Here is a 20114-nt window from a genome sequence, read left to right as displayed (position 1 = left end):
GGATAGGAGAGCGGGATCCCTCTCGACCAGATCTGGCTTGGCGCCAGCAGAAATTGGCGAGGGATTAGCCAAAGCGTCCGCTCACGTATTCTTCCGTCTCGCGATTGACGGGAGAGTTGAAGATCTTCTCGGTGCGGTCGAACTCCACCATGCGTCCGTAGCGAACCCCTTCGTCGTCCACCTCGGTGTTAAAGAAAGCCGTAAAGTCAGAGACCCGCGCCGCCTGCTGCATGTTGTGGGTGACGATGATGATCGTGTAGCGACGCCCCAATTCCTTAAGCAGCTCCTCAATGCGCAGCGTGGAGATCGGATCCAGCGAGGCGCAGGGCTCGTCCATCAGGATCACTTCCGGCTGAATGGCCAAGGTGCGGGCAATGCAGAGGCGCTGCTGTTGTCCGCCGGAGAGGGAAAGACCGCTCAGCTTTAACTTATCTTTCACCTCATCCCAGAGAACGGCCTGGCGCAACGCACGCTCCACCAGCTCGTCCAGATCCCCCTGATAGCCGTTGATCCGTGGCCCAAAGGCAATGTTGTCGTAGATAGATTTGGGGAAGGGGTTGGGCTTCTGAAACACCAGGCCAACCCGCCGGCGCACCTCAGAGGGATCCACATCGGGGTCGTAGATATTTTTTCCGTGAAAAATGACCGAGCCTTCTACCCTTGCTCCCGGGATGAGATCGTTCATGCGGTTGAAGCAGCGCAAGATGGTGCTCTTGCCGCAGCCTGAGGGGCCAATGAAGGCTGTGATGTGATTTTTCGGGATCTTCAGGGAAACCTGCTTGACCGCTAGGTGGGAGCCGTAGTAGACGCTCAAATCCCGCGTCTCTAGTTCAACCTCCAAACGGGTGGATTTCTCAGGAGAGCCGGACTTGTCAGAGAGTGGAGAGCGCATAGGAGTACCGAAGGAGATAACGTCACTGCAAAGCCTAGATTGGGTTAAAGCAACAGGTGAGAGGGATTAGATGGTGATGGTTTCCTGCCGACGACTGACGATGAGCCGGAAACTGACTGTGGTGATCAACACCAAAATCACCAGAGCCAAAGCCCCTCCCCAGGCGATCTTCTGCTGGTTTTCAAAAGGAACGAGGGCAAAGTTGTAGATCAACACAGCCAGTGAGGCTACTGGCTTTAACAGACCGCTGGGCCAGAGGAAGCTAAACAAAGCAGTGAAGATCAGAGGCGCTGTCTCACCCGCAGCGCGGGCAATGGCCAACGTCACCCCCGTCAGGATCACCGGCAGAGCTGCCGGCAACACCACGCGAAACACCGTCTGTACCCGCGAAGCTCCCAACGCATAGGCAGCAGCCCGCGTATCTGCCGGCACCAGGCGCAGCGCCTCTTCACAAGACAAGATAATGATGGGCAGAGTCAACACCGATAGAGCCATCCCGCCGGAAAGGGCGGAGAAGGTCTTGGTGGAGAGCACCAGCACCCCGTAGGCAAACACCCCGGCAATGATAGAGGGAACCCCCGTCAACACCTTGATGATGAAGCGCAGAAAGGAAGCTGTGGGGCTGTTTTGGCCAAACTCCGAGAGATAGATGGCAGCAAACAGTCCGATGGGGAAGGTGATGGCGATAGCAATCGACACCACAATAACCGTCCCCAGCACCGCATTGCCAAATCCCCCCACCTGATCGCCGGGAGGAGGGGGAAGTTGGGTCAGCGCTTGCCAGTTCAAGCGCTCGATGCCTCTGGTGAAAACATAGTAGAGGATGAGAACCAGCACGAAAATGGCAAAGATGCTGGAGAAAACTGTCAGCGCTGTCATTCCTACATCCAAGAAGACGCGCCGCCAGGACTTTGCTCTGCGCTTGAACAAATTGCCTTGCTCTACCGCCTGAACTTGCGTCGTCATGTTCCTCTACTCCCGCGAAGCTGTCAACGCGAACTTGACACGGCGTATCATCAGCTCCGCCGCAATGTTAACTACCAGAGTGATGGCCAACAAAATCAAGGCCACATACATGAGCGCTGCCACCTGCTCAGGGCCTGCTTCTGCAAACTCGTTGGCCAACAGGGCTGGGATGTTGCTGGCAGGAGCTAGGAGCGAGACGCTAATACCGCGGGCATTGCCGATCAACATCGCCACTGCCATCGTCTCCCCCAAGGCACGTCCCAAACCCAAAACCACCGACCCCAGCATGCCGCCAATGGCCGCCGGCAGCACAACACCAAAGATGGCTTCCCAGCGAGTGGCCCCCATCGCATAGGCAGCCGCCCGCAACTCCGGCGGAACGGCCACCAGCACTTCCCTGGCAATGGCAGTGATGATGGGGATGATCATGATCCCCAAGACAACCCCTGCCGTCAGCATCCCCGGCCCCACCGGTGGCGTACTGAAAATGGGCAACCACCTGAAGTTCTGGAACAAGAACATCTGAATCGGGCGAAAGAAGGGAATGAAGATAAACAACCCCCAAATGCCGTAGACCACGCTGGGAATGGCTGCCAGCAGCTCCACCACGATGATCAAGACTGTGCGCAAAGACTTGGGCAAAAAGTCCTCGCTCAAAAAGATGGAGATGCCGAAGCTAAAAGGAACGCCCACGATCAGGGCAATCAGAGAAGTCACCAGGGTGCCGTAGATCTGGGGCCAAGCGCCGTAGTTGTTCTCAACAGGATCCCAGGTGGTGCCCCAGAGAAAGCCCAGCCCGAACTTCTGAATGGCAGGTAGCGACTGAATCCCAATCTCCAGGGCAATCCACAACAGCAGCAAAGCCGAGAAAAAGACGGCAATCCGCGTTGCCCAGATGAACAACCAGTCGCGCCGGCGCTGGAAGACGGGCCGGGGCCGAAATAGAGAACTGCTCTCCGAAAAAGTAGTAGTCATCTGCCGGGTGGGGGGTACAAACTTCTACGGCGTGATGTTTTCCAGAGCAGCCAGAGCTTTCTGCCGCGTTTCTTCCGGCAAGGGCACATAGCCCAGCGGCTCCGCGAAGGATTGCCCTTCCGTGAGGCCGTAGCGGAGAAACTCCTTGACAGCTTTGGAGGTTTCAGCTTTGGGGTAGACTTTGTAGGCCAAGATCCACGTGTAGCCCACAATGGGGTAGGAGTCTTCCCCGGCGGGATCCGGGTCAACCCCCAACAGCCGCTCGTCGAGCTTGATTTTGGCCAGCGCTGCCTGCTCCGTCTCAACTTTGGGGGTGACGAACTTGCCCGACCGGTTTTCCAGGCGAGCGATGTTCAGGTTGTTGAGCTTGGCGAAGCCGAACTCTACATAGCCGATCGCGCCAGGGATCTGCTTAATCTGCTCGGAAACGCCTTCGTTACCGCGAGCTCCCACCCCGGTTGGCCAGTTCACGGAAGAGCCACGACCCACTTTTTGCCGCCATTCCGGGCTAATGGCGTTGAGGTGGGTGGTAAAGATGTCGGTGGTGCCGCTGCCGTCGGAGCGGTGCACAACGGTAATCGGCAAATCCGGGAGAGTCACCCCTGGATTAAGGCCGGCCAGCAGCGGATCGTTCCAGTTCTTAATTTTGCCCAAGAAGATATTCACCAGCGCCAGGCGAGAGAGGCGAATTTCGGGGCCCACGCCGGGGATGTTGTAGGCTGGCACCACTGCCCCCCCCACCATCGGCACGGCCACCATGCCCTTGGGAGGGTTGGCTTCACTCTCGATCTGGCTGATCTCTTCGGGACGGGGCACACTGTCGCTGGCGCCGAAATCGACAGTGCGAGCCACAAATTGCCGCCGCCCGGCACCGCTCCCCACCGACTGATAGTTGACTTGGATGTTAGGGTTTTTCTTGCCAAATTCCTGAGCCCAAGTTTGGTAGATGGGAGCCGGGAAAGTAGCTCCAGCGCCGTTGATGGTTACGGTCTGCTGAGCAAATACCCGCTGCCAATTTGCCTGGCTGGCCGCAAACCCAGCAACAGTGGCAGAGACAGACTTCAGGAAAGAACGACGTCCCAAGGAGCGCAGCATCAACATACAGAAATCTCCCAGATGAAGATGGTGTCTCGATCCAACTCTGAGTGCTCTAACCTCAGAACCTGCTCAAGCCGGGCTGATCTCAAAAAACAAGGGATCCTGTTAAAGATCCTTGCCACTCTGGTTCTTGTCGTTAATGTAATATAACGTTCATCCTTTTTGGTTAACGCGAGGTTAAAATCAGGTTATTTCTGACTACAGCTAGCCCCCCTTGTCGCTCTTTCCAGGGATCCCTTGCAGCGGAGAACACCATCGATCGAAGAAACGCGGCGTGAAGACCCCCGGATTCAAAGGCCTACGGCTGGGCTCTGGGGCCGGCTGAGTTTTCCGAGCTCTTTGGGCTGACATCAGCTTGGCAAATGCTTAGAATGAAAGGCTGTCGAGAAAATCAGTGCTTTCCTCCATGTCTAAACGCAATGTGCAAGTTGTGCTGCGCCAGGCGATCCCTGGCTTGGGCAGCCCCGGAGAGGTGGTGAGCGTCAAGCCTGGCTATGCCCGCAACTACCTTTTCCCGCGGCAGATGGCGGTGCGGCTTACACCTGGGCTTCTCAAGGAGCAGCAGATGCGCCGGGAGCAGGAAGCTGCCCGCAAATTGGCGGAGAAGCAGCAGGCGGAAAACTACAAAAAGGCTTTGGAGACCATCGGTCGCTTTGTCATCCGCAAGAAGGTAGGCGAAAACGATCTGCTTTTCGGACAGGTGACCACCAGCGACATTGCCGAGGTGGTGCTGGCTACCAGCGGCCTCGATATCGATCGCCGCAACATCCTGCTTAATGAAGAAATCAGAAAAACCGGGGTTTACCCCGTGCAGGTCAAGTTACACCCCGAAGTAACGGCTACGCTGCGCATTCAGGTCACGCCTGACTGAGAGCAGGGATCCGCGGAGAGAGGCTCTGTGGCCGGCGGGTATGCTCACTGAGCCCGTTGCTCTGGGGCGTATGGCCGAGAGGCTGGGTTGGTTTTTCTATCCTGGCTTGTGGTGATTAGCGATTACGACTTGACGGGTGGGGATCGGCTTCCGCCTCAAAACATAGAGGCTGAGGAGGAGATCCTGGGGGCTATTCTTCTCGATCCCGAGGCATTGGCGCGGGTGGTGGAGTTCCTGCGTCCCGAGATGTTTTACCTCTCGGCCCACCAGGAGATTTACCGGGCTGCCCTGCATCTGCACGGCCAAGGCCAACCCACCGATCTGATGACGGTTTCTGCCTGGCTGGCGGATCACCACCTTCTGGAGCGGGTGGGGGGGACAGGGGCAATTCGTCGTCTGCTGGAGCAAACGGTTAGCAGCGTCAACATCGACCAGTACGCCCGCCTGGTGGTGGACAAATACATGCGCCGCCAGTTGATCCAGGTGAGCAATACCCTGGCTCGTCTGGCCTACGACACCAGCCAGCCCCTGTCTCAGGTGATGGATCAGGCGGAGCAGCAGGTGTTTGGCCTCACCCAAGAGCGAGTGCAGCGCAGCCTCATCCCTGCTTCTGAGGTTTTGGTGAACATCTTCTCGGATTTGGAGGAGAAGTTCCAGAGCGGGGCTCAGATCCCTGGGATCCCGACCAAATTCATCGACCTGGACAACCTGACCCAGGGCCTGCAACGCTCGGATCTGGTGATCTTGGCCGGTCGCCCCTCGATGGGGAAAACCAGCTTGGCCCTTAATATTGCCCAAAATGTAGCCGCCTACGTCAGGCAGCCGGTGGCCATTTTCAGCCTAGAGATGTCGCGGGAGCAACTGGTGCAGCGGCTTTTGGCCAGCGAGGCCCGCATCGACAGCAGCCGCCTGCGCGCGGGGCGCATCAGCGAGCACGAGTGGCAGCGTCTGGGGCAGGCGATTGGCTTTTTGTCGCAACTGCCCCTGTTTATCGACGACACTCCCGATTGCACCGTTACGGAGATTCGCTCTAAGGCGCGGCGCTTGCAGGCGGAGCAAGGAGGAACGTTGGGGCTGGTGTTGATCGACTACTTGCAACTGATGCAGGCATCCGCCGCCGACAACCGAGTACAGGAGCTGTCGCGCATCACCCGCGGCCTCAAGGCACTGGCCAAAGAGCTGATGGTGCCGGTGCTGGTGCTCTCTCAGCTCAGCCGGGCAGTGGAGTCGCGCTCCGATAAGCGTCCGCAACTGGCAGATCTGCGGGAATCCGGCTGCCTGGCGGGGGATACCCAGGTGATGGACGTGGATCGGGGCAAGCTCTGGCGGCTGGAACAACTGGCGGCCCTGCCAGCCTCAGCAGAACTGCCCCGCCTGCTCAGCCTCAACGGGCGCGGGCGCCTGGTGCCTCAACAGCCGGTGAAGGTGTTTTGCAGTGGCCGGCAGCCCACCTGTCTTTTGAAAACCCGCCTCAACTTCTCCATTCACGCCACCGGCAACCATCCTTTCTTGACGTCAGAGGGATGGAAACCCCTCGACGAGCTGCAACTGGAAGAGGAGGTGGCGGTGGTGGTACAGGAAGGGTTGATCTGGGATCCGGTGGTGTCGATTAGCGAGCCGGGGGAGCCCCAGCCGGTCTACGACATCGAAATGCCCCGCCACCACAACTTTGTGGCCAACGGCCTGCTGGTGCACAACAGCATCGAGCAGGACGCCGATGTGGTGATGATGATCTACCGCCCGGAGTACTACGATCCCAACACCAGCGATCGCGGCATTGCCGAGGTGATCATCGCCAAACATCGCAACGGTCCCACCGGCACCGTGCGCCTTTTGTTTGAAAGCCAGTACACCCAGTTTCGCAACCTGGCGGATCCCTATCGCTAAAGGCAAACCCGCTGGTGCCTGGTTCCTCCGGCAATTCCAAGAGCAAGGCAGGGGGGTGTTAGCTTAGGATAGCTGACAGCTTCAGCCGAGCTTGGCCACTGCCCTTTTTATCCCCTCATGTTTAAAAACGTTTTAATTGCAACCGATTGCCAAGATGGCCTGCAAAGGTTTGGTAAGTGCTTAGATGCCCTACACAGCAACGGCATTCAACGCCTTGTTTTCTTGCACAGCCTGATTTGGAAAGATGACGATATCGGCCTTCCCGAAGACCCCACCCCCAAAATAGAAACCAAGAAGGCCCAGTTTCGCCAGCTTTTGGGCACCATTCCGGAGGGGCTGGAGGCTAAGGTTTTGGTGCAGGTGGGCCAGCCGGTGGATCTGATTTTAAAAGGGATCCAAACTTACAGCTCCGACCTGCTGATCACCGGCATGGGGATCCACAACCTGCTCACCGAAAAACTGTTTGGCAGCACCACCGTGGAGCTGCTGCCTAGGTTGAACATCCCCCTGCTGGTGATGCGCCCGCAACTGCTGGCCGTCTTTACCCTCGAGGAGCTGCGCCTGCGCAGCCGCCACCTATTTCGCTCTCTCCTGGTGCCTTTTGACTTTGAGGAGCCGCGCCGGCAACTGCTCAGCCGTCTCGGCCAACTGCTGCCGGGGACTTCCCAGTGCCAATCGGTTACCCTGCTCTATGTGGTGGATCCCGGCGCCCGCCGCAACCAGGGAACGCCGGTGGAGGTGCTCAAACGCAAGGCTGAGGCCGATTTGGCTCAGGTAGTCGGGCCGTTGAACGAGCAGGTGCAGCCGCTGCAGGTGCGGGCTCTGGTACGGGTGGGATCCCCGCTTCAGGAGATCCTGGCCACCGCTGCCGATGAGGACATGACCGCCATTGCCACTGCCTCCCCACGGGTGGGGACCTTTTGGGAGTGGTCGGTTCGCAGCCTCACCGGCGAGATCCTGCGGCAAAGTTGGCATCCGGTGTTGTTTTTCCCGCGCGGGTCTTTGGCCCAGTAGAGCTACTCAATCCCCTTGCTATGCCCGACCCAACCCAAACCTTGTGGGAACTGTTCCAAGCGGTGGCCCAAGGGCAGCTCTCTGCCGAGCAAGCCCTGCAAGCCTGTCGCTTTTTGCCCTTCGAGAGGGTGGGAGACTTTGCCCATGTGGATCACCACCGTCCTTTACGCACCGGCTTTCCCGAAGCGGTATGGGGGCCGGGCAAAACCCCTGAGCAGATCGCCCAGATCCTGGAACGGCTGCACCGGCAGGGATCCCTGGCTTTGGCCACCCGCGTTGAGGCCCAGGTGTACGCTCAGATCCGCTGCCGCTTGCCCCAGGCCCAGTATTCCGAGGTGGCCCGCCTGTGCTGGATCCCGATCCAGCAGACCATCCGCCATCCCGGCCAGATTAGCGTGATCTCCGCCGGCACCGCCGATGTGCCGGTAGCCGAAGAGGCCGCTCTCACCGCCGAGCTTTGCGGGTTTGCGGTCAAGCGCCTCTGGGATGTGGGGGTGGCCGGGATCCATCGCCTGTTGCACCACCGCGCCGCCCTGGAGGCCGATGTGCTGATCGTGGTGGCGGGCATGGAGGGGGCCTTGGCCAGCGTGGTGGCCGGCTTGGCCGATTGTCCGGTGATCGCCGTGCCCACCAGCATTGGCTACGGGGCCAGTTTTCAGGGCTTGGCCGCCCTGCTGACCATGCTTAACTCTTGTGCAGCGGGGGTGGGAGTGGTGAACATCGACAATGGCTTTGGGGCGGCCATTTTGGCAGGCCAGATCCTACGCTGTGGACAACGGCTGGCGGCGCGATTGCCTTCGCCTGCCCCCCCTGAGGGAGGAGAAGGTTAAGAAATGTAAAACGATCCTGAGCCGGACAAGCTATACTCGGGCCATGCTGGGGTTTTGGATTTCTCCGCTGGGAGGCTGTTGCCAAGAATTGAGGGATGGATCCCTTCTCCAGGTATCTTTTGTCAGGTGTCTTTGGGGCGCTTCCTCAACGACAACGACCCTAAAAATCTCCTGGAAGGGGTTGTCGATAGATCTGGGATAGCGGTCTGGGGTTAGCTGCACTGAACGAACGATTTTTTACCGGGTTACATGAAGCTTGCTGCTATGTCAATTGAGGCAATAGATACCACTGTGGCTTTTGTTCAAGGGATAATTCAGTCCTTCACTTGGACAGATCTCTTTTTGGTGGTGGCTCTGGTGTTTTTGGAAGCGGCCCTCTCCGCCGATAACGCCGTTGCCCTGGCGGCTTTGGTCAAGCATTTGCCCACTCCTCAGCAACAAAATCGCGCTTTGCGCTGGGGCATTATCGGTGCCTATGGTTTTCGCATCGCCATTGTGTTTGCAGCGGTTTGGCTGGTGGAGTATCCGCCCGCTCAGTTTCTCGGGGCCTGTTACCTGCTCTGGCTGGCCTGGCAACATTTTCGCGGAGAAGAAGAAGGCCAGGATCAGGATCTCACCCGCCAGGCCAATTTTTGGCAAACCCTGGTGATGGTAGAGCTAACGGATCTAGTCTTTTCTTTCGACAGCATCGCCGCTTCGGTGGGCGTCTCCCGCAAGGCTTGGGTGATCATCCTCGGCGGCATTCTCGGCATCACCTTGATGCGCTACATGGCCTCTTTGTTTTTGCGCTGGCTGGATGAGTTTTCCCGCCTAGAAGATGCTGCCTTTGCCATCATCGCCCTGGTGGGAAGCCTCATGCTGCTGGAGGTGTTTTTCCCCCAAGTTGAGCTCCCGGAATGGGGGATGGTGGTGGCTGTGCTGCCTTTGTTTGTCTGGGGCTTTTCGCAGCGTACAAGCTCCTGCGCGGCAGCCGATGAACAGCCGCAGCCGACCCTGGCCGATCTCAGAGAGTTGCACCCGACCGAAGGGATCCCTGCCAGCCTAGCCCCCCTGCCTGAGGCCGAGCCTGCTCCCGAGCTACAGCCGGACTAAGGGGCCTCACGGACAGCTTGTTCCGGATCCCTGGACCTGGGAGGTCTGGTGGCTAAGAGACGAAGGCTGGCAGGTGCTCCGTAGCCTTGGCTGCTGGAGGCAACAGCAGCAAGTTGTTCGCGTAGTGCGACGGCTCTTAAACTAGCAATGGAACGCAAGCCACGGGAGGGAGGCACCCTGACCTTGCAGTTCTGCTGGAAGTGTTGGGCGAAGTGCTTCAGAAAGGACATTGGCACCAGCATGAACGGCCAACAGCAGCCGCCGGCGGAGAGTCCCCAACCCCAGTCTGGAGCGGGGAAGGGAGATCCCGTACCCTTGGTGGAGCTACGGCAGGTTTCCAAGCGCTTTGGAACCACGCTGGTACTTGACCAAGTCGATCTGAAGGTGCATCGGGGCGATGCTCTGGGGCTAGTGGGGCCTTCCGGCACTGGCAAATCAACTCTGTTGCGCATCATCGCTGGCTTGACAGAGCCGGACGCTGGCGAAGTGCTCTGGTGCGGCATCCCCCTGCCGGCGATTCAGGCCGGCCACTGCACTCCCCCCTTGCGGGTAGGCATGGTATTCCAGCAGGCGGCCCTTTTCGACTCGCTGACGGTGGAGGAAAACGTCGGGTTTTTGCTCTACGAGCACTCGCGGCTGCCGCGGGCACGCATTCGGGAGCTGGTGGCAGCCAAGCTGGAAGCAGTGGGGCTGGCGGGTAAGGAGAACAGCCTGCCGGAGGAGCTCTCGGGGGGGATGCGCAAACGGGCCAGCTTCGCCCGCGCTATTATGGAGGACCCTTCTCTGCCCCAGGACGAGCCGCAACTGCTGCTCTACGACGAGCCCACGGCGGGCCTGGATCCCATTGCTTCCACAGTGATTGAAGACCTCATCCGGGATCTGCAGCAGGTGAAAAAAGCTTGCGAGAGCTACATTGTGGTGACCCACCAGCACAGCACTATCTACCGCGCCACCGACCGCATCGTGCTCTTGGCCCAGGGGCGGGTGCAGTGGGAGGGATCCGTGCAGCAGATCGAAACGTGCGACAACCCCTTTGTGCGGCAATTTTTCAGCGGTAGCGTAGAAGGGCCGATTCAAGTGGCAGGGCAGGTGTGATGCGTTCGCGAGCAATCCGAGAAGGGGCGGTGGGCCTGTTGATCCTGGCAGGGGTGCTGGGCTTTGCCGGGCTGTTCTTGTGGATCTACAACCTGCGCTTCGGCAGCCGCGGCTTCCAGTTTACCGTCACCTATCCCAACGTATCTGGCCTGGCGGAAGGCTCCAGCGTGCGGCTGCGGGGGGTAGCCGTGGGGCGGGTGGAGCGGATTTTGCCCCAGGCGGCCCGAGTGGAGGTGCAGGTGGCCATCGACCAGCCGCTGGCCATCCCCCGCGACGCCCTGTTTGTAACCACCCAGACGGGGTTGGTGGGGGAGACGGTGATGGACATCCTGCCCCGACGCGATGCCCCGGCAGCGGGATCCCCGCTGGCAGCCGATTGCGACCGCAGCCAAATCATCTGCGCTGGGGATAGGGTGGAGGGCACACCGGGGGTAGATTTCGGCCAGTTGCTGGTTCAGGTGGATCGGCTGGTAACGCGCATCAACAACGACGAGTTCTTCGCTACCCTCAACGCCACCCTAGAAGGGATCACCCGCGTCGCCAACAGCGTGGCCGATCTCTCCGAAACCGTGGAAAAGCAGGTGGCAGCCCTGCGCACGGAAGATCTGGACTTGTCGCAATTTACCTCGGCTGCCACGGCTATCCAAGACGCGGCTGGGGCTGTGAGAGGAACGGCCCGCAGTTTTCAAGCGGCTGCCGATCAGTTCACCCTTCTGGTGGAACAGAACCGCACCTCTCTCCGTGCCGCCCTGGAAAATATCCAGCAGGTGAGCGCCGATCTGCAAGCCATGTCGAGCGCGGTTCGCCCGCTGCTGACGGATCCGCAACTCCAGGCGGATGTGCGCCAGATCCTGGCCGAGGTGCGAGCGGCGGCGGAGAACGTGTCCCAAGCTACCGAAGACCTGCAGCAGATTGCTGCCAACCTCAACGATCCGGGCACCCTGGCGACCTTGCGCCAAACCCTGGACTCGGCCCGCATCACCTTCCAGAATGCGCAAAAGATCACCGCCGATATCGACGAGCTGACGGGGGATCCCCAGTTTCGCCGCGGCCTGCGAGAGCTGGTGCTGGGGCTGAGCAACTTGGTCTCCAGCGCCCCTAAGGCCTCCGGCCCGCTTACGCGAACAGAAGACGGGATCCAGCCTGCTGCAGCCCAAGAGTATCGCTTCCGTTTTGCGCCCGTTTCTTTTGCCCTGGCCCTTGAGGAGCAGCAGCCCGTTCCCTAGGAGGAAGCCAGGATCCCTGCCGAGGTCTGCTCCCGCAGCGGCGGCAAAAGCCATTGAAGGGATCCGGAAGCTGGGGTAGGCTTTGCGGATAGGGTGCTTTGCACCGCTGGCGTGGCTGAGGTTGAGGTGTGAGGAATGTGTGGCATTGTCGGCTATGTGGGCTTTCAGTGGGCGGCTCCTATCCTCTTGGAGGGCCTGCGCACTTTGGAATATCGGGGCTATGATTCTGCCGGCATTGCCACGGTGGATCCAGAAGAGGGCTTGAGGATCGTGCGGGCCACCGGCAAGCTGCACAACCTGCTGGTGAAGCTTACCGCCAACATGCCCACGGCCAAGGTGGGGATTGGCCACACCCGCTGGGCCACCCACGGCGGTGTTAGCGAAGAAAATGCTCACCCCCACTGCGACGCGCGCGGGCGCATCGTGGTCATCCAAAACGGCATTGTCGAGAACTACCTGGAGCTGAAGGAAGAGCTGCTGCGGCGAGGGGTTGGCTTTCGCTCCCAAACCGATACCGAAGTCATCGCCCAACTGCTGGGCCTCTACACCGAGGAGCTGGGCTGCTTCGAGACGGCCTTTGGCAAAGTCATGGGGCAACTGCGGGGGGGAAATGCCGTGGTGGCTTTGGATCGGGAGGCGCCGGATCGGTTGATTGCCGCCCGCCTGGGCAACGCCGGCGCTGTGGTCGTCGGCGAAGGGGAGGGGGAGAACTTCGTTGCCTCGGATCTGCCCGCCATTGTCCGCCACACCCGCAGGGTGGTGTTTCTGGAAGATGGGGAGATGGCCATCCTCACCGACTCCAGCGTGCGCTACCTGCGCATCAGCGGCGAGGAGCTGCGCAAAACCCCCCTCACGGTGGCCTGGGATCCCGTCTCGGCGGCCAAGGGCGGCTACAAGCACTTCATGCAAAAAGAGATCTACGAGCAGCCGCGCACCACCACCGATACGCTGCGGGGGCGGGTGGATCTGGAAGAGGGGCGGGTGACTCTAGAGGAGCTGGCGCTAACAGAGGCGCAACTGGCCCAGACGGAGCAGATTCATGCCGTGGCCTGCGGCACCGCCTGGCACGCCTGTCTGGTGCTCAAGTACTTTATCGAGAGCCTGGCCCGCATCCCGGTGCAGGTGGATCATGCCTCCGAGTTTCGCTACCGCCAGCCGGTGCTGCGCCCCCACAGCCTGCTTGTGGCCCTCACCCAGTCGGGCGAGACCGTCGATACGCTGGCGGCCATGAGCGAGGCCCGCGCCCAAGGGATCCCCACCCTGGCCATCGTCAACGCCATCGGATCCCAGGCCACGCGCCTGGCGGATGCCGGAGTTCTCTACATTCACGCCGGGCCGGAGATCGCCGTCGCCTCCACCAAGGTATTTACCGGCATGCTGGTGGCGGGATACCTGCTGGCCCTGCAACTGGCCCAGGCCAAAGGGATCCTCAACCCGGCCCAGATCCGATCCCACCTGCAAGCTTTGATCGAGCTGCCGGGCAAGATCAGCCTGCTTCTGAAAGATGCCGCCCTCTACGACCAGTTGGCGGAACAGTACCACCACGTCGCCGACATGCTCTACCTGGGCCGCTGGGTCAACGCCCCCATAGCCCTGGAGGGGGCCCTGAAAATGAAAGAGGTCAGCTACATCCACGCGGAGGGCTACCCGGCAGGGGAGATGAAGCACGGCCCCATCGCCCTCATCGACGAGCGCATGCCGGTGGTGTGTATTGCCACCCGCGATCCCGTCTACGAGAAGATGCTCTCCAACATCGAACAGGTACAGGCGCGGGGAGGGCGGGTGATTGCCCTGATCAACCCAGAAGATACCCAGGTGAGGGAGAAGGCCGACCACGTCATCGAGGTGCCCAGCACCACACCCCTGTTGTCGGCAGTTTTAAATGTCATCCCCCTGCAGTTGTTTGCCTACGCCATGGCGCTGCGCCGCGGGGCCGATGTGGATCAACCCCGCAACCTGGCCAAGTCGGTAACCGTCGAGTAGTGGCTGCCGACCTTGTCAGGGCCGGCCTCTGGCTTTTGTAAAATCGGGCAGATCACGTCATCCTCGGCTGGAGATCCCGCTGGGATCCGCCAATCGGAGAGGAGGCTTTCAATTTGGCCTTTCAGAGTTTGCAACTCCGCTATCCGCTCTTCGATCTGACGCAGCTTCTCCTGCAGGTGTTGGCGGATCTCCGGGCAGGGCTGTTCCCCCTGGTCGTGGAGCTGCAGGATCTGGCCAATTTCTTCCAGGCTTAGCCCTAGGCTCTGGCAGCGGCGGATGAAGGCCAGCCGCCCCAGCACTGCCGGATGGAAGAGGCGATAGCTGGACTCCGACCGCTGCACCGTTGGCTTCAGCAGGCCCAGCGACTCGTAGTAGCGCACCGTGCGCACCGGCAACCCCGCCGCTGCTGCCACCTGGCCAATCTTCAAGCTGGCCGACGCGCTAAAGGATTCCGTCCCGCTGACGCGAACGGCAATTGCAGGACTGAACATAGCACCACCAGCTCCCCAGAAGCTTCAGCTTAACAAAGCCAGCCCCGTAGCCGGATCCCCTGCCGAGACCAAATTGGCTCCTGCTGAGAGAGGCGGGAATACCTCAGCTTTTGCTGCCCATCTCGGCGGCTTGGATCAAGGCTCTGGCCCGCTGCTGATCCAACTTGGCCTGCAAACGCTCCTGCTTGTCGCTGCTGGTATTCAAAACTTGGCTCGCTTCGTCCAAGAGGGCCTGAGCTGCGGCCTTGTCCACTTTTTCTCCCCGCTCGGCGCGGTTAACCAGAACGGTTACCTCGTTATTTTCCACTTCCGCAAATCCGCCCATCACGGCAATGGCCGACCACTTGCCACCGGCCTTGACCCGCATGACTCCATTGCCGATAGCAGTTAAGAGAGGAGCATGGTTGGTGAGGATGCCCAATTGACCTGAGGTGGCAGGGAGGATCACTTCCTCAGCGGGGGCATCCCAAACGATGCGGTCGGGAGTAATCACGCGAACCATCAGCGTCACGGCAGATCTCCTAGAGGCTTGAGCTGGACATCCTTAGATCCTACTGGATCACATCGACACTCCCGCCGACTTCGGTCGGGGGATCCCTGCGCAGCCCAAGACCGTTCGCGAAGCGGGATGATGTCCCGCCCCTGTAACGGCATAGTGAGCGAGACTTAACCTAGGCATAACCTTGCCTTTACTTCAGTCGGGAAGGCAAGCGGTATGGTGTTGTCGGGAACACCTGTCTCTTGCCGTGAACTCAGCACTGATGGCCAACCCCGCTGCTGTGGGTTCGCAGGAGAAAGCCCAACGACCAGTGTGCTCAGTTTGCTCTAGCGGAGCCAGTTTATGCCTGAAACGATGCCCGGCCATTTTGCTGCCGGCCTGCCTACACGGGAGCGTCAACTACTAGAAGATCTCTACCGAGGCCGCAGCTTATCTCCCTACAGTCCTGGACAGGTTATCCCTTTGTTTGCGGATGAATGGGTGATCGTCTGTCGGGGCGTGGTACAGTTGACGACTCTCTATCCCAATGGCGGCGAGGCGCTGTTGGGATTTGCCGGCCCCTCCATGCCGCTGGGATCCCCGCTGACGATGTTGGATCCCTACCAGGCCAAGGCATTGACGGCGGTTGACGTGTTGCGGCTGTCGGCAGCCGAGGTGGAAGCCTCAGCAACCCTGAGCCAAGGGCTGCTCAAGCAGGTGGTGCGGCGGCTGCGCCAAACCGAAGCGCTGCTGGCCCTAGCCGGGCGGCGGCGGGTGGAAGAGCGGCTGCGCCAGTTGCTCTCCCTATTGGCGGTGGAGTTGGGATCCCCGGTGGCGACGGGGGTGCGCCTGCAGGTGCGCCTTACCCACCAAGACTTGGCCAATGCCATCGGCACCACCCGCGTCACCATCACCCGTCTTTTGAACCGTTTCCGCCAGCAAGGCTGGATCGCGGTGGACAAGAACCGCCACCTGGTTATCAAGCTTGGGCACGCCTCTTGACAGCCCCAAAGGGCAAGGATTCTCCCAGCCTCATCGCCTTAGGGTTACTGGTCCCACCACAGCACATACCTGTTCGGGAGCTGCCGATTTGCTAAGGCCAGCTCAACCCAGAGTTCGGTCGGCTGGCCCAGCGTTTCAAGAATCCACCACTTCAAAGGCCCACAGCCCTCGCTCGGCAGGGATCCGATGCAACTGGCCTTGAGGAAAGTGCCGCTGCAGCGCTGCCCCTTGCTGATCCCATACCCCCTGGTTCAGGAACAGGGTAAACGGCGGCTGTAGGTCTTGGGTGGGCAAGGCCTCAGGGGAAAAGACCTGCACCTGCTGTCCCGGCCCGGCAAAAAATTGGATCCAACTCTGCCAATAGATAGGCTCTCCCCAACTGAAATAGGGGTAGGCGGCGCTGGCTGCCAGGTAAAAGCGGTGGTTGGGATCCCCTTGTCGAGCTGCCACGTAGCGCCCGGTGGCTCCCACATCGTTGCCCTGGGTCCACCCCTTGTGGACAAAATCCCCAAAAATCGCCAAGTTCCATCCCCCGATCACCAGGATTGCCCCCGCCATCGCCACTGCCGGCAGCCACTTCCTCCCTGAGGATCCCCAACGTCCCAGGAGAGCTACCAGCGCCTGGATCCCTTCCAGGGTTAGGTAGGCTACAAAGGGCAGGATCACCAGCAGGCGGGTATAGTTGGGGGCTTTGGTGATGGCCAAGCTAAACAGCAGATAGAGAAATAGGAAACTGCCCATACAAAGCCAGTCGTGGGGTTGGCTGCGCCCCTTCCAGAGGCGGTAGAGGCCGGATCCCAAGCCCAGCCAGAGCAAAACCCCCGTCAGCGGATCCACAAAGGCATGGCCATAGTTGGGGTAGATATAGCCCCGGTCGTGCTGGCCGGGGTCGTTAAACATGCTCAGGCCGTTGCGGATGTTGCGCCACACCGCCTCGGCTGGTGTAGCCGCATTGACCCACATCTGCTGCAGCGCCCGCCCTTCCGGGAAAAAGAGAAATTGCTGGCGGGCATACTCGGTGCTGGCCGGCGGAGAAGTAGCCGTGGCCACCAAGATAGGTGCGGCCACCAGAAAAAAACCCAGCGCCGCCGGCAGCGTCAGCTTGGCCAGGGCCCAAACGGGGTTGACCTGCTTATTCCCCTCCTGCAGATCCTCCCGGCCCAGGAGCAGGTAGAGGCCGCCAAACAGCAACCCCAGCAGGATGACCACCCGCCCCGGCAGATAGCCGTAGAGGGAGAAGGCCGCTGCCCCTCCCCCCAAATACAAAAGCAGGGGATTTTTTTCCCGCACGCCCTTTAAGATCAAGGCTAGAGCTGCACACTCCACCAGCACAATCAGATTCTCTCGCATCGCCATGCGGCTGATGCCCAGCAGAGCGTGGTTGGATCCCAAGAGGATCGCCCCCGCCAAGGCCAGCTGGGATCCCCAGAAGGCGCGAAAAAACCCGTAGGCCACCAGGGTGGTGATCACCCCGAAGGCGGCATGCACGGTGCGCACATTCACCAGCGTGACTCCCCCCATCAGCCGCGTCAGGCCGCCGAAGAGGCTGAACATAAAGCGGGGAAAATAGAAATACTCCGGCATCAGCCCAAAGATATCGGGGTAGCGCACTCCTGAGGCCCGCCGCGCCATGGAGGTGATGACGATCTCGTCGGTGTTGATTTGAAAAGGGATGTTGGCCAGGTCGTAGAGGTAGATGGGGGCGAAGACCAGCGCCAGCAGCCCCAGGTGCAGCAGCTCCTGACGCCAGCGCAGCCGCGTCGGATCCCAAGGGAGCTGAGCCGGAGGAAACTGGGCCACATACAGCCCCACCAGCAGGATACTTAGCAGCCAGATACCCATCTGCAGCACGTGGTAGCCAAGCACCCCGTACCAGAGGATCAGGGCTATGCCCAAGCCCAGGCCGGATCCCAGCAGAGCCGGACGCCGGGAAGTTGCCAGCGTATCCCAAACCGCCATAGATTGGAATGATGAACCGAATCTTTCCCAGCCTATCAGGCACCTGGCGGCGTTCGATCCCTCGCCCCCGGCCCCTCTCTATGCAGTATCAATAACCCCGCATCGGCTCCGTCTCTCGCTCCAGTTCCGGCTCCATGAAGTTGGACGGGTCGTAAAGGAAGCGGTTGACCTCGTCTTCAAGGCGGTAGATCTCAAAAGGCTGCAATTGCTTGCCAGTTCGCAGAGCCAGCAGGTAGCCATCCACCAGCAGGCGCAGCTCGTCGGTGCGCCGATAGCCGCGATGCCAACTGTCCACCAGCGCGTCGGTCAAAGCCTGATAATGCCGGATCAACTTCGGGTCTTGCAACATGGTGTTCCCTTGCCCTGCTTGTTTCTATCCTAACTTTTGATATCTGTTTGTGATCAGGAGTTGCGAAGGGATGGGAAGCTGTAGGGTCTTAAGCTTTTACTCCCCCCAACTCCCCTCGACAATGGGAAGGTACAGCCGTGAGGGGGTGTCGCCGCCGCTGTGAAGAGTAAGGGTGAGAATGCGGGCCTCAATGAGCCGCTCTTCCCGCATCCCCGTACCTGTATTGACGGAATAGGCCGGGAAACAGGCCGCACTGAGGCTGAGACGCAGGGCGTGGCCGCGGGGAATGCGGATGCAGGCGGGCTGACAGGGGATTGAGATGGGGGCATTGGGCTGGGGATCCTGCAGACGACGGTAGCCCTGGGAAAAGTTGTACACCTGGCCGTCCGGCCTGACCACGGAGAGCACGGCGCAGAGATCCAAGCTGGGGCTGTCGGCTTCGACGTAGAGCTCTGCCGTGATATCCCCCGCCAGGAGGAGGTCGGTTTCCAGAGGGGGAGTGGTGTAAGTGAGAACATCGGTGCGGCAGTCGAGGGCAGAGCGCTCTTGCGGCCCGGCAGGATAAACCAGGTGACCCCCCAAAGCCGGCACCGGTCGCCAGGGATCGTGAACAAAAGTATCCGACTGTTGCCTCAGTGGGGGTTCCGGGCGGAGGGATCCCTCAAGTTCGGAGAGGGCAGCCAGGCCGGTGCTGTGCAGGTAAAAAGCTTTTGGCTCCGGGGTGGGCCAGGCCTCTAAGCTGCGCCAGCGGTTGGCTCCCATCTCGAATAGGCGCACCGGCAGCTCCTGGAGGATCCCGGTGTCCTTGCCTTTGAGGAACTGGTCAAACCAGCGCACCTGCAGCCGATCGATGGGGCTGACGGCCTCGGGGCCAAAGTCCAGCGCCCCCACCCTGCGCCCCCACGGCAGGTGGGCCCAAGGGCCGATGATCAGGTGTTGCGGGTTTTGGCTGCGGGCACTCATCTCCCTGTAGAGGCGTAGGCTGCCACTCAGATAGCTGTCAAACCAGCCGCCAATGTGCAACATCGGCAGATCCACCACCTCTAGCCGAGGGGAGAGCTGGCGCCAGTAGTCGTCGGGTTCGCTGTGCTCCAGCCAGTCGAAGTAGTAGGACTGGGGCGCGTATTGCTGCAGCACGCCCGGCTTGAGGGGGATGGGATCGTAGAGGGGCAAGTTGCGGGAGGCTTTGAAGAGGGCCTGGTAAGCGTTGGCCTCTCCCCGCCGGCGGGCTCCCTCAGCTTCCAGTTGCAGCGCCCAACTGAGGTTGTTGGAGAAGGCAAAGGCTCCCCCCGGGTAGGCGGCATCAGCGTAGAGATCGTAGGGCAACATCGCCGGGCAGATGGCCTTCAAGGCGCTGGGACGGCTGGAGGCCGCATAGAGTTGGGTCATGCCCTGGTAAGAAAAGCCGTACATGCCCACCACACCGTTGCTCCCTGGCAAAGCAGCCGCCCAGTTGACCGCGTCAAACCCATCTTCAGCTTCGTGGCGGAAGGGGTAGAAGGAGCCCTTGGAGGTGCCCCGCCCCCGCACATCCTGGATGACAACGATATAGCCATGGGCCGCATACCAGCGCGGATGGGCGTACACCACCGTCGAGGCAATGGCCCGCCCGTAGGGCTGCCGCATCAGCAAGACCGGGTAGCTCCCCCCGCCTTCTGGGCGATAGACATCCGCATCCAGTTGGATCCCGTCGCGGGTGAACATGGAGACGGTTTCGCGGGGGCGCACAGGCAGCATGGTTGGGTAAGGTCAGCGAAATTTGCCGAAGAACTAGGCACAGGGATCCCTGGAGAGCTCTTCGATAGAAAATTCCGGGAGATAGAAGCATTATGAACTACCCCACCGCGCAGGCGGGTGGGGTTTCCTCACCCGCTTGACAGCAGAGCTTTTGTCTCTTCTTCTGCCC

General features: G+C 60.4%; 19 protein-coding genes. 9 read left to right on the top strand and 10 right to left on the bottom strand.

Annotated features, from left to right (window positions below):
* Positions 1–64: 64 nt before the first annotated feature.
* From pstB to pstS, 4 genes are all read right to left on the bottom strand, one after another.
* Entirely contained in the window at positions 65–892 is an 828-nt protein-coding gene (gene pstB, locus NW851_RS06420) for a phosphate ABC transporter ATP-binding protein PstB (protein ID WP_414333579.1), read from the bottom strand.
* Between the two features lie 66 nt (positions 893–958).
* A complete protein-coding gene (gene pstA / locus NW851_RS06415) occupies positions 959–1858 on the bottom strand; it encodes a phosphate ABC transporter permease PstA (protein WP_414333577.1) in 900 nt (299 codons plus the stop codon).
* 6 nt (positions 1859–1864) lie between these two features.
* Positions 1865–2833: a phosphate ABC transporter permease subunit PstC gene (gene pstC, locus NW851_RS06410; protein WP_414333575.1), complete on the bottom strand. Its 969-nt coding sequence runs from the start codon at positions 2831–2833 to the stop codon at positions 1865–1867.
* A gap of 24 nt (positions 2834–2857) precedes the next feature.
* Entirely contained in the window at positions 2858–3934 is a 1077-nt protein-coding gene (pstS, locus tag NW851_RS06405) for a phosphate ABC transporter substrate-binding protein PstS (protein WP_414333573.1), read from the bottom strand.
* A gap of 403 nt (positions 3935–4337) precedes the next feature.
* Here pstS and rplI point away from each other — a divergent pair, with 403 nt between their 5' ends.
* The 7 genes from rplI (at position 4338) to NW851_RS06370 (ending at position 11946) form a co-directional block, all read left to right on the top strand.
* The gene (rplI, locus tag NW851_RS06400; RefSeq protein ID WP_414333571.1) at positions 4338–4802 is read left to right on the top strand and encodes a 50S ribosomal protein L9; all 465 of its coding nucleotides are present in this window, start codon (positions 4338–4340) and stop codon (positions 4800–4802) included.
* A 111-nt stretch (positions 4803–4913) separates the two neighbouring features.
* The gene (gene dnaB, locus NW851_RS06395) at positions 4914–6689 is read left to right on the top strand and encodes a replicative DNA helicase (protein ID WP_414337384.1); all 1776 of its coding nucleotides are present in this window, start codon (positions 4914–4916) and stop codon (positions 6687–6689) included.
* Positions 6690–6806: 117 nt separating this feature from the next.
* On the top strand, positions 6807–7703 hold the full coding sequence (locus NW851_RS06390) for a universal stress protein (RefSeq protein WP_414337333.1): 897 nt from the start codon (positions 6807–6809) through the stop codon (positions 7701–7703).
* A 20-nt stretch (positions 7704–7723) separates the two neighbouring features.
* Positions 7724–8533, top strand: coding sequence for a nickel pincer cofactor biosynthesis protein LarB (gene larB, locus NW851_RS06385; RefSeq protein WP_414337332.1), 810 nt, complete (start codon positions 7724–7726; stop codon positions 8531–8533).
* 249 nt (positions 8534–8782) lie between these two features.
* A complete protein-coding gene (locus tag NW851_RS06380) occupies positions 8783–9625 on the top strand; it encodes a TerC family protein (RefSeq protein WP_414337331.1) in 843 nt (280 codons plus the stop codon).
* Between the two features lie 240 nt (positions 9626–9865).
* The gene (locus NW851_RS06375) at positions 9866–10720 is read left to right on the top strand and encodes an ABC transporter ATP-binding protein (RefSeq protein WP_414337330.1); all 855 of its coding nucleotides are present in this window, start codon (positions 9866–9868) and stop codon (positions 10718–10720) included.
* A complete protein-coding gene (locus NW851_RS06370) occupies positions 10720–11946 on the top strand; it encodes an MlaD family protein (protein ID WP_414337329.1) in 1227 nt (408 codons plus the stop codon). The genes NW851_RS06375 and NW851_RS06370 overlap by 1 nt, the downstream gene beginning before the upstream one ends.
* Here the strand turns inward: NW851_RS06370 and NW851_RS06365 are convergent.
* Positions 11943–12092 carry a hypothetical protein gene (locus NW851_RS06365; RefSeq protein ID WP_414337328.1) on the bottom strand — a complete coding sequence of 50 codons (150 nt, stop codon included), beginning with the start codon at positions 12090–12092 and terminating at the stop codon, positions 11943–11945. The two genes, NW851_RS06370 and NW851_RS06365, sit on opposite strands and share 4 nt — an antisense overlap.
* Here NW851_RS06365 and glmS point away from each other — a divergent pair.
* Positions 12082–13929, top strand: coding sequence for a glutamine--fructose-6-phosphate transaminase (isomerizing) (gene glmS, locus NW851_RS06360; RefSeq protein WP_414337327.1), 1848 nt, complete (start codon positions 12082–12084; stop codon positions 13927–13929). The genes NW851_RS06365 and glmS overlap by 11 nt on opposite strands.
* Here the strand turns inward: glmS and NW851_RS06355 are convergent.
* Together NW851_RS06355 and atpC are read right to left on the bottom strand one after the other, a co-directional pair.
* Entirely contained in the window at positions 13890–14420 is a 531-nt protein-coding gene (locus NW851_RS06355) for a heavy metal-responsive transcriptional regulator (RefSeq protein WP_414333560.1), read from the bottom strand. The two genes, glmS and NW851_RS06355, sit on opposite strands and share 40 nt — an antisense overlap.
* 103 nt (positions 14421–14523) lie before the next feature.
* Positions 14524–14931 (bottom strand): ATP synthase F1 subunit epsilon, encoded by a 408-nt coding sequence (gene atpC, locus NW851_RS06350; RefSeq protein ID WP_414333559.1) that lies wholly within the window; start codon positions 14929–14931, stop codon positions 14524–14526.
* 330 nt (positions 14932–15261) lie between these two features.
* On the opposite strand from atpC, the gene NW851_RS06345 reads away from it, so the two are divergent.
* On the top strand, positions 15262–15900 hold the full coding sequence (locus tag NW851_RS06345) for a Crp/Fnr family transcriptional regulator (protein WP_414333557.1): 639 nt from the start codon (positions 15262–15264) through the stop codon (positions 15898–15900).
* Between the two features lie 135 nt (positions 15901–16035).
* Here NW851_RS06345 and NW851_RS06340 read toward each other — a convergent pair whose 3' ends face one another.
* From NW851_RS06340 to NW851_RS06330, 3 genes are all read right to left on the bottom strand, one after another.
* On the bottom strand, positions 16036–17859 hold the full coding sequence (locus NW851_RS06340; protein ID WP_414337326.1) for a hypothetical protein: 1824 nt from the start codon (positions 17857–17859) through the stop codon (positions 16036–16038).
* An 88-nt stretch (positions 17860–17947) separates the two neighbouring features.
* Positions 17948–18208, bottom strand: coding sequence for a DUF6761 family protein (locus tag NW851_RS06335; RefSeq protein WP_414333553.1), 261 nt, complete (start codon positions 18206–18208; stop codon positions 17948–17950).
* 96 nt (positions 18209–18304) lie between these two features.
* Complete coding sequence (locus NW851_RS06330) at positions 18305–19945, bottom strand: CocE/NonD family hydrolase (protein ID WP_414337325.1); 1641 nt, start codon at positions 19943–19945, stop codon at positions 18305–18307.
* Positions 19946–20114 lie beyond the last annotated feature (169 nt).

This window comes from Synechococcus sp. H55.7 (assembly GCF_047462395.1).
Classification (GTDB): Bacteria; Cyanobacteriota; Cyanobacteriia; order Thermostichales; family Thermostichaceae; genus Thermostichus.
Note: the sequence above shows the minus strand (reverse complement) of the source record. Positions and strands in the feature narration are given on the sequence as shown.

Bases quoted from the DNA above. Each gene is read 5' to 3' on its own strand.
- pstA (WP_414333577.1), bottom strand. From the start codon at position 1,858: ATGACGACGCAAGTTCAGGCGGTAGAGCAAGGCAATTTGTTCAAGCGC.
- NW851_RS06335 (WP_414333553.1), bottom strand. From the start codon at position 18,208: ATGTTGCAAGACCCGAAGTTGATCCGGCATTATCAGGCTTTGACCGAC.
- pstB (WP_414333579.1), bottom strand. From the start codon at position 892: ATGCGCTCTCCACTCTCTGACAAGTCCGGCTCTCCTGAGAAATCCACC.
- pstS (WP_414333573.1), bottom strand. From the start codon at position 3,934: ATGTTGATGCTGCGCTCCTTGGGACGTCGTTCTTTCCTGAAGTCTGTC.
- NW851_RS06365 (WP_414337328.1), bottom strand. From the start codon at position 12,092: ATGCCACACATTCCTCACACCTCAACCTCAGCCACGCCAGCGGTGCAA.
- pstC (WP_414333575.1), bottom strand. From the start codon at position 2,833: ATGACTACTACTTTTTCGGAGAGCAGTTCTCTATTTCGGCCCCGGCCC.
- glmS (WP_414337327.1), top strand. From the start codon at position 12,082: ATGTGTGGCATTGTCGGCTATGTGGGCTTTCAGTGGGCGGCTCCTATC.
- NW851_RS06390 (WP_414337333.1), top strand. From the start codon at position 6,807: ATGTTTAAAAACGTTTTAATTGCAACCGATTGCCAAGATGGCCTGCAA.
- NW851_RS06370 (WP_414337329.1), top strand. From the start codon at position 10,720: ATGCGTTCGCGAGCAATCCGAGAAGGGGCGGTGGGCCTGTTGATCCTG.
- NW851_RS06330 (WP_414337325.1), bottom strand. From the start codon at position 19,945: ATGCTGCCTGTGCGCCCCCGCGAAACCGTCTCCATGTTCACCCGCGAC.
- NW851_RS06345 (WP_414333557.1), top strand. From the start codon at position 15,262: ATGCCTGAAACGATGCCCGGCCATTTTGCTGCCGGCCTGCCTACACGG.
- NW851_RS06380 (WP_414337331.1), top strand. From the start codon at position 8,783: ATGAAGCTTGCTGCTATGTCAATTGAGGCAATAGATACCACTGTGGCT.
- NW851_RS06340 (WP_414337326.1), bottom strand. From the start codon at position 17,859: ATGGCGGTTTGGGATACGCTGGCAACTTCCCGGCGTCCGGCTCTGCTG.
- larB (WP_414337332.1), top strand. From the start codon at position 7,724: ATGCCCGACCCAACCCAAACCTTGTGGGAACTGTTCCAAGCGGTGGCC.
- rplI (WP_414333571.1), top strand. From the start codon at position 4,338: ATGTCTAAACGCAATGTGCAAGTTGTGCTGCGCCAGGCGATCCCTGGC.
- NW851_RS06355 (WP_414333560.1), bottom strand. From the start codon at position 14,420: ATGTTCAGTCCTGCAATTGCCGTTCGCGTCAGCGGGACGGAATCCTTT.
- NW851_RS06375 (WP_414337330.1), top strand. From the start codon at position 9,866: ATGAACGGCCAACAGCAGCCGCCGGCGGAGAGTCCCCAACCCCAGTCT.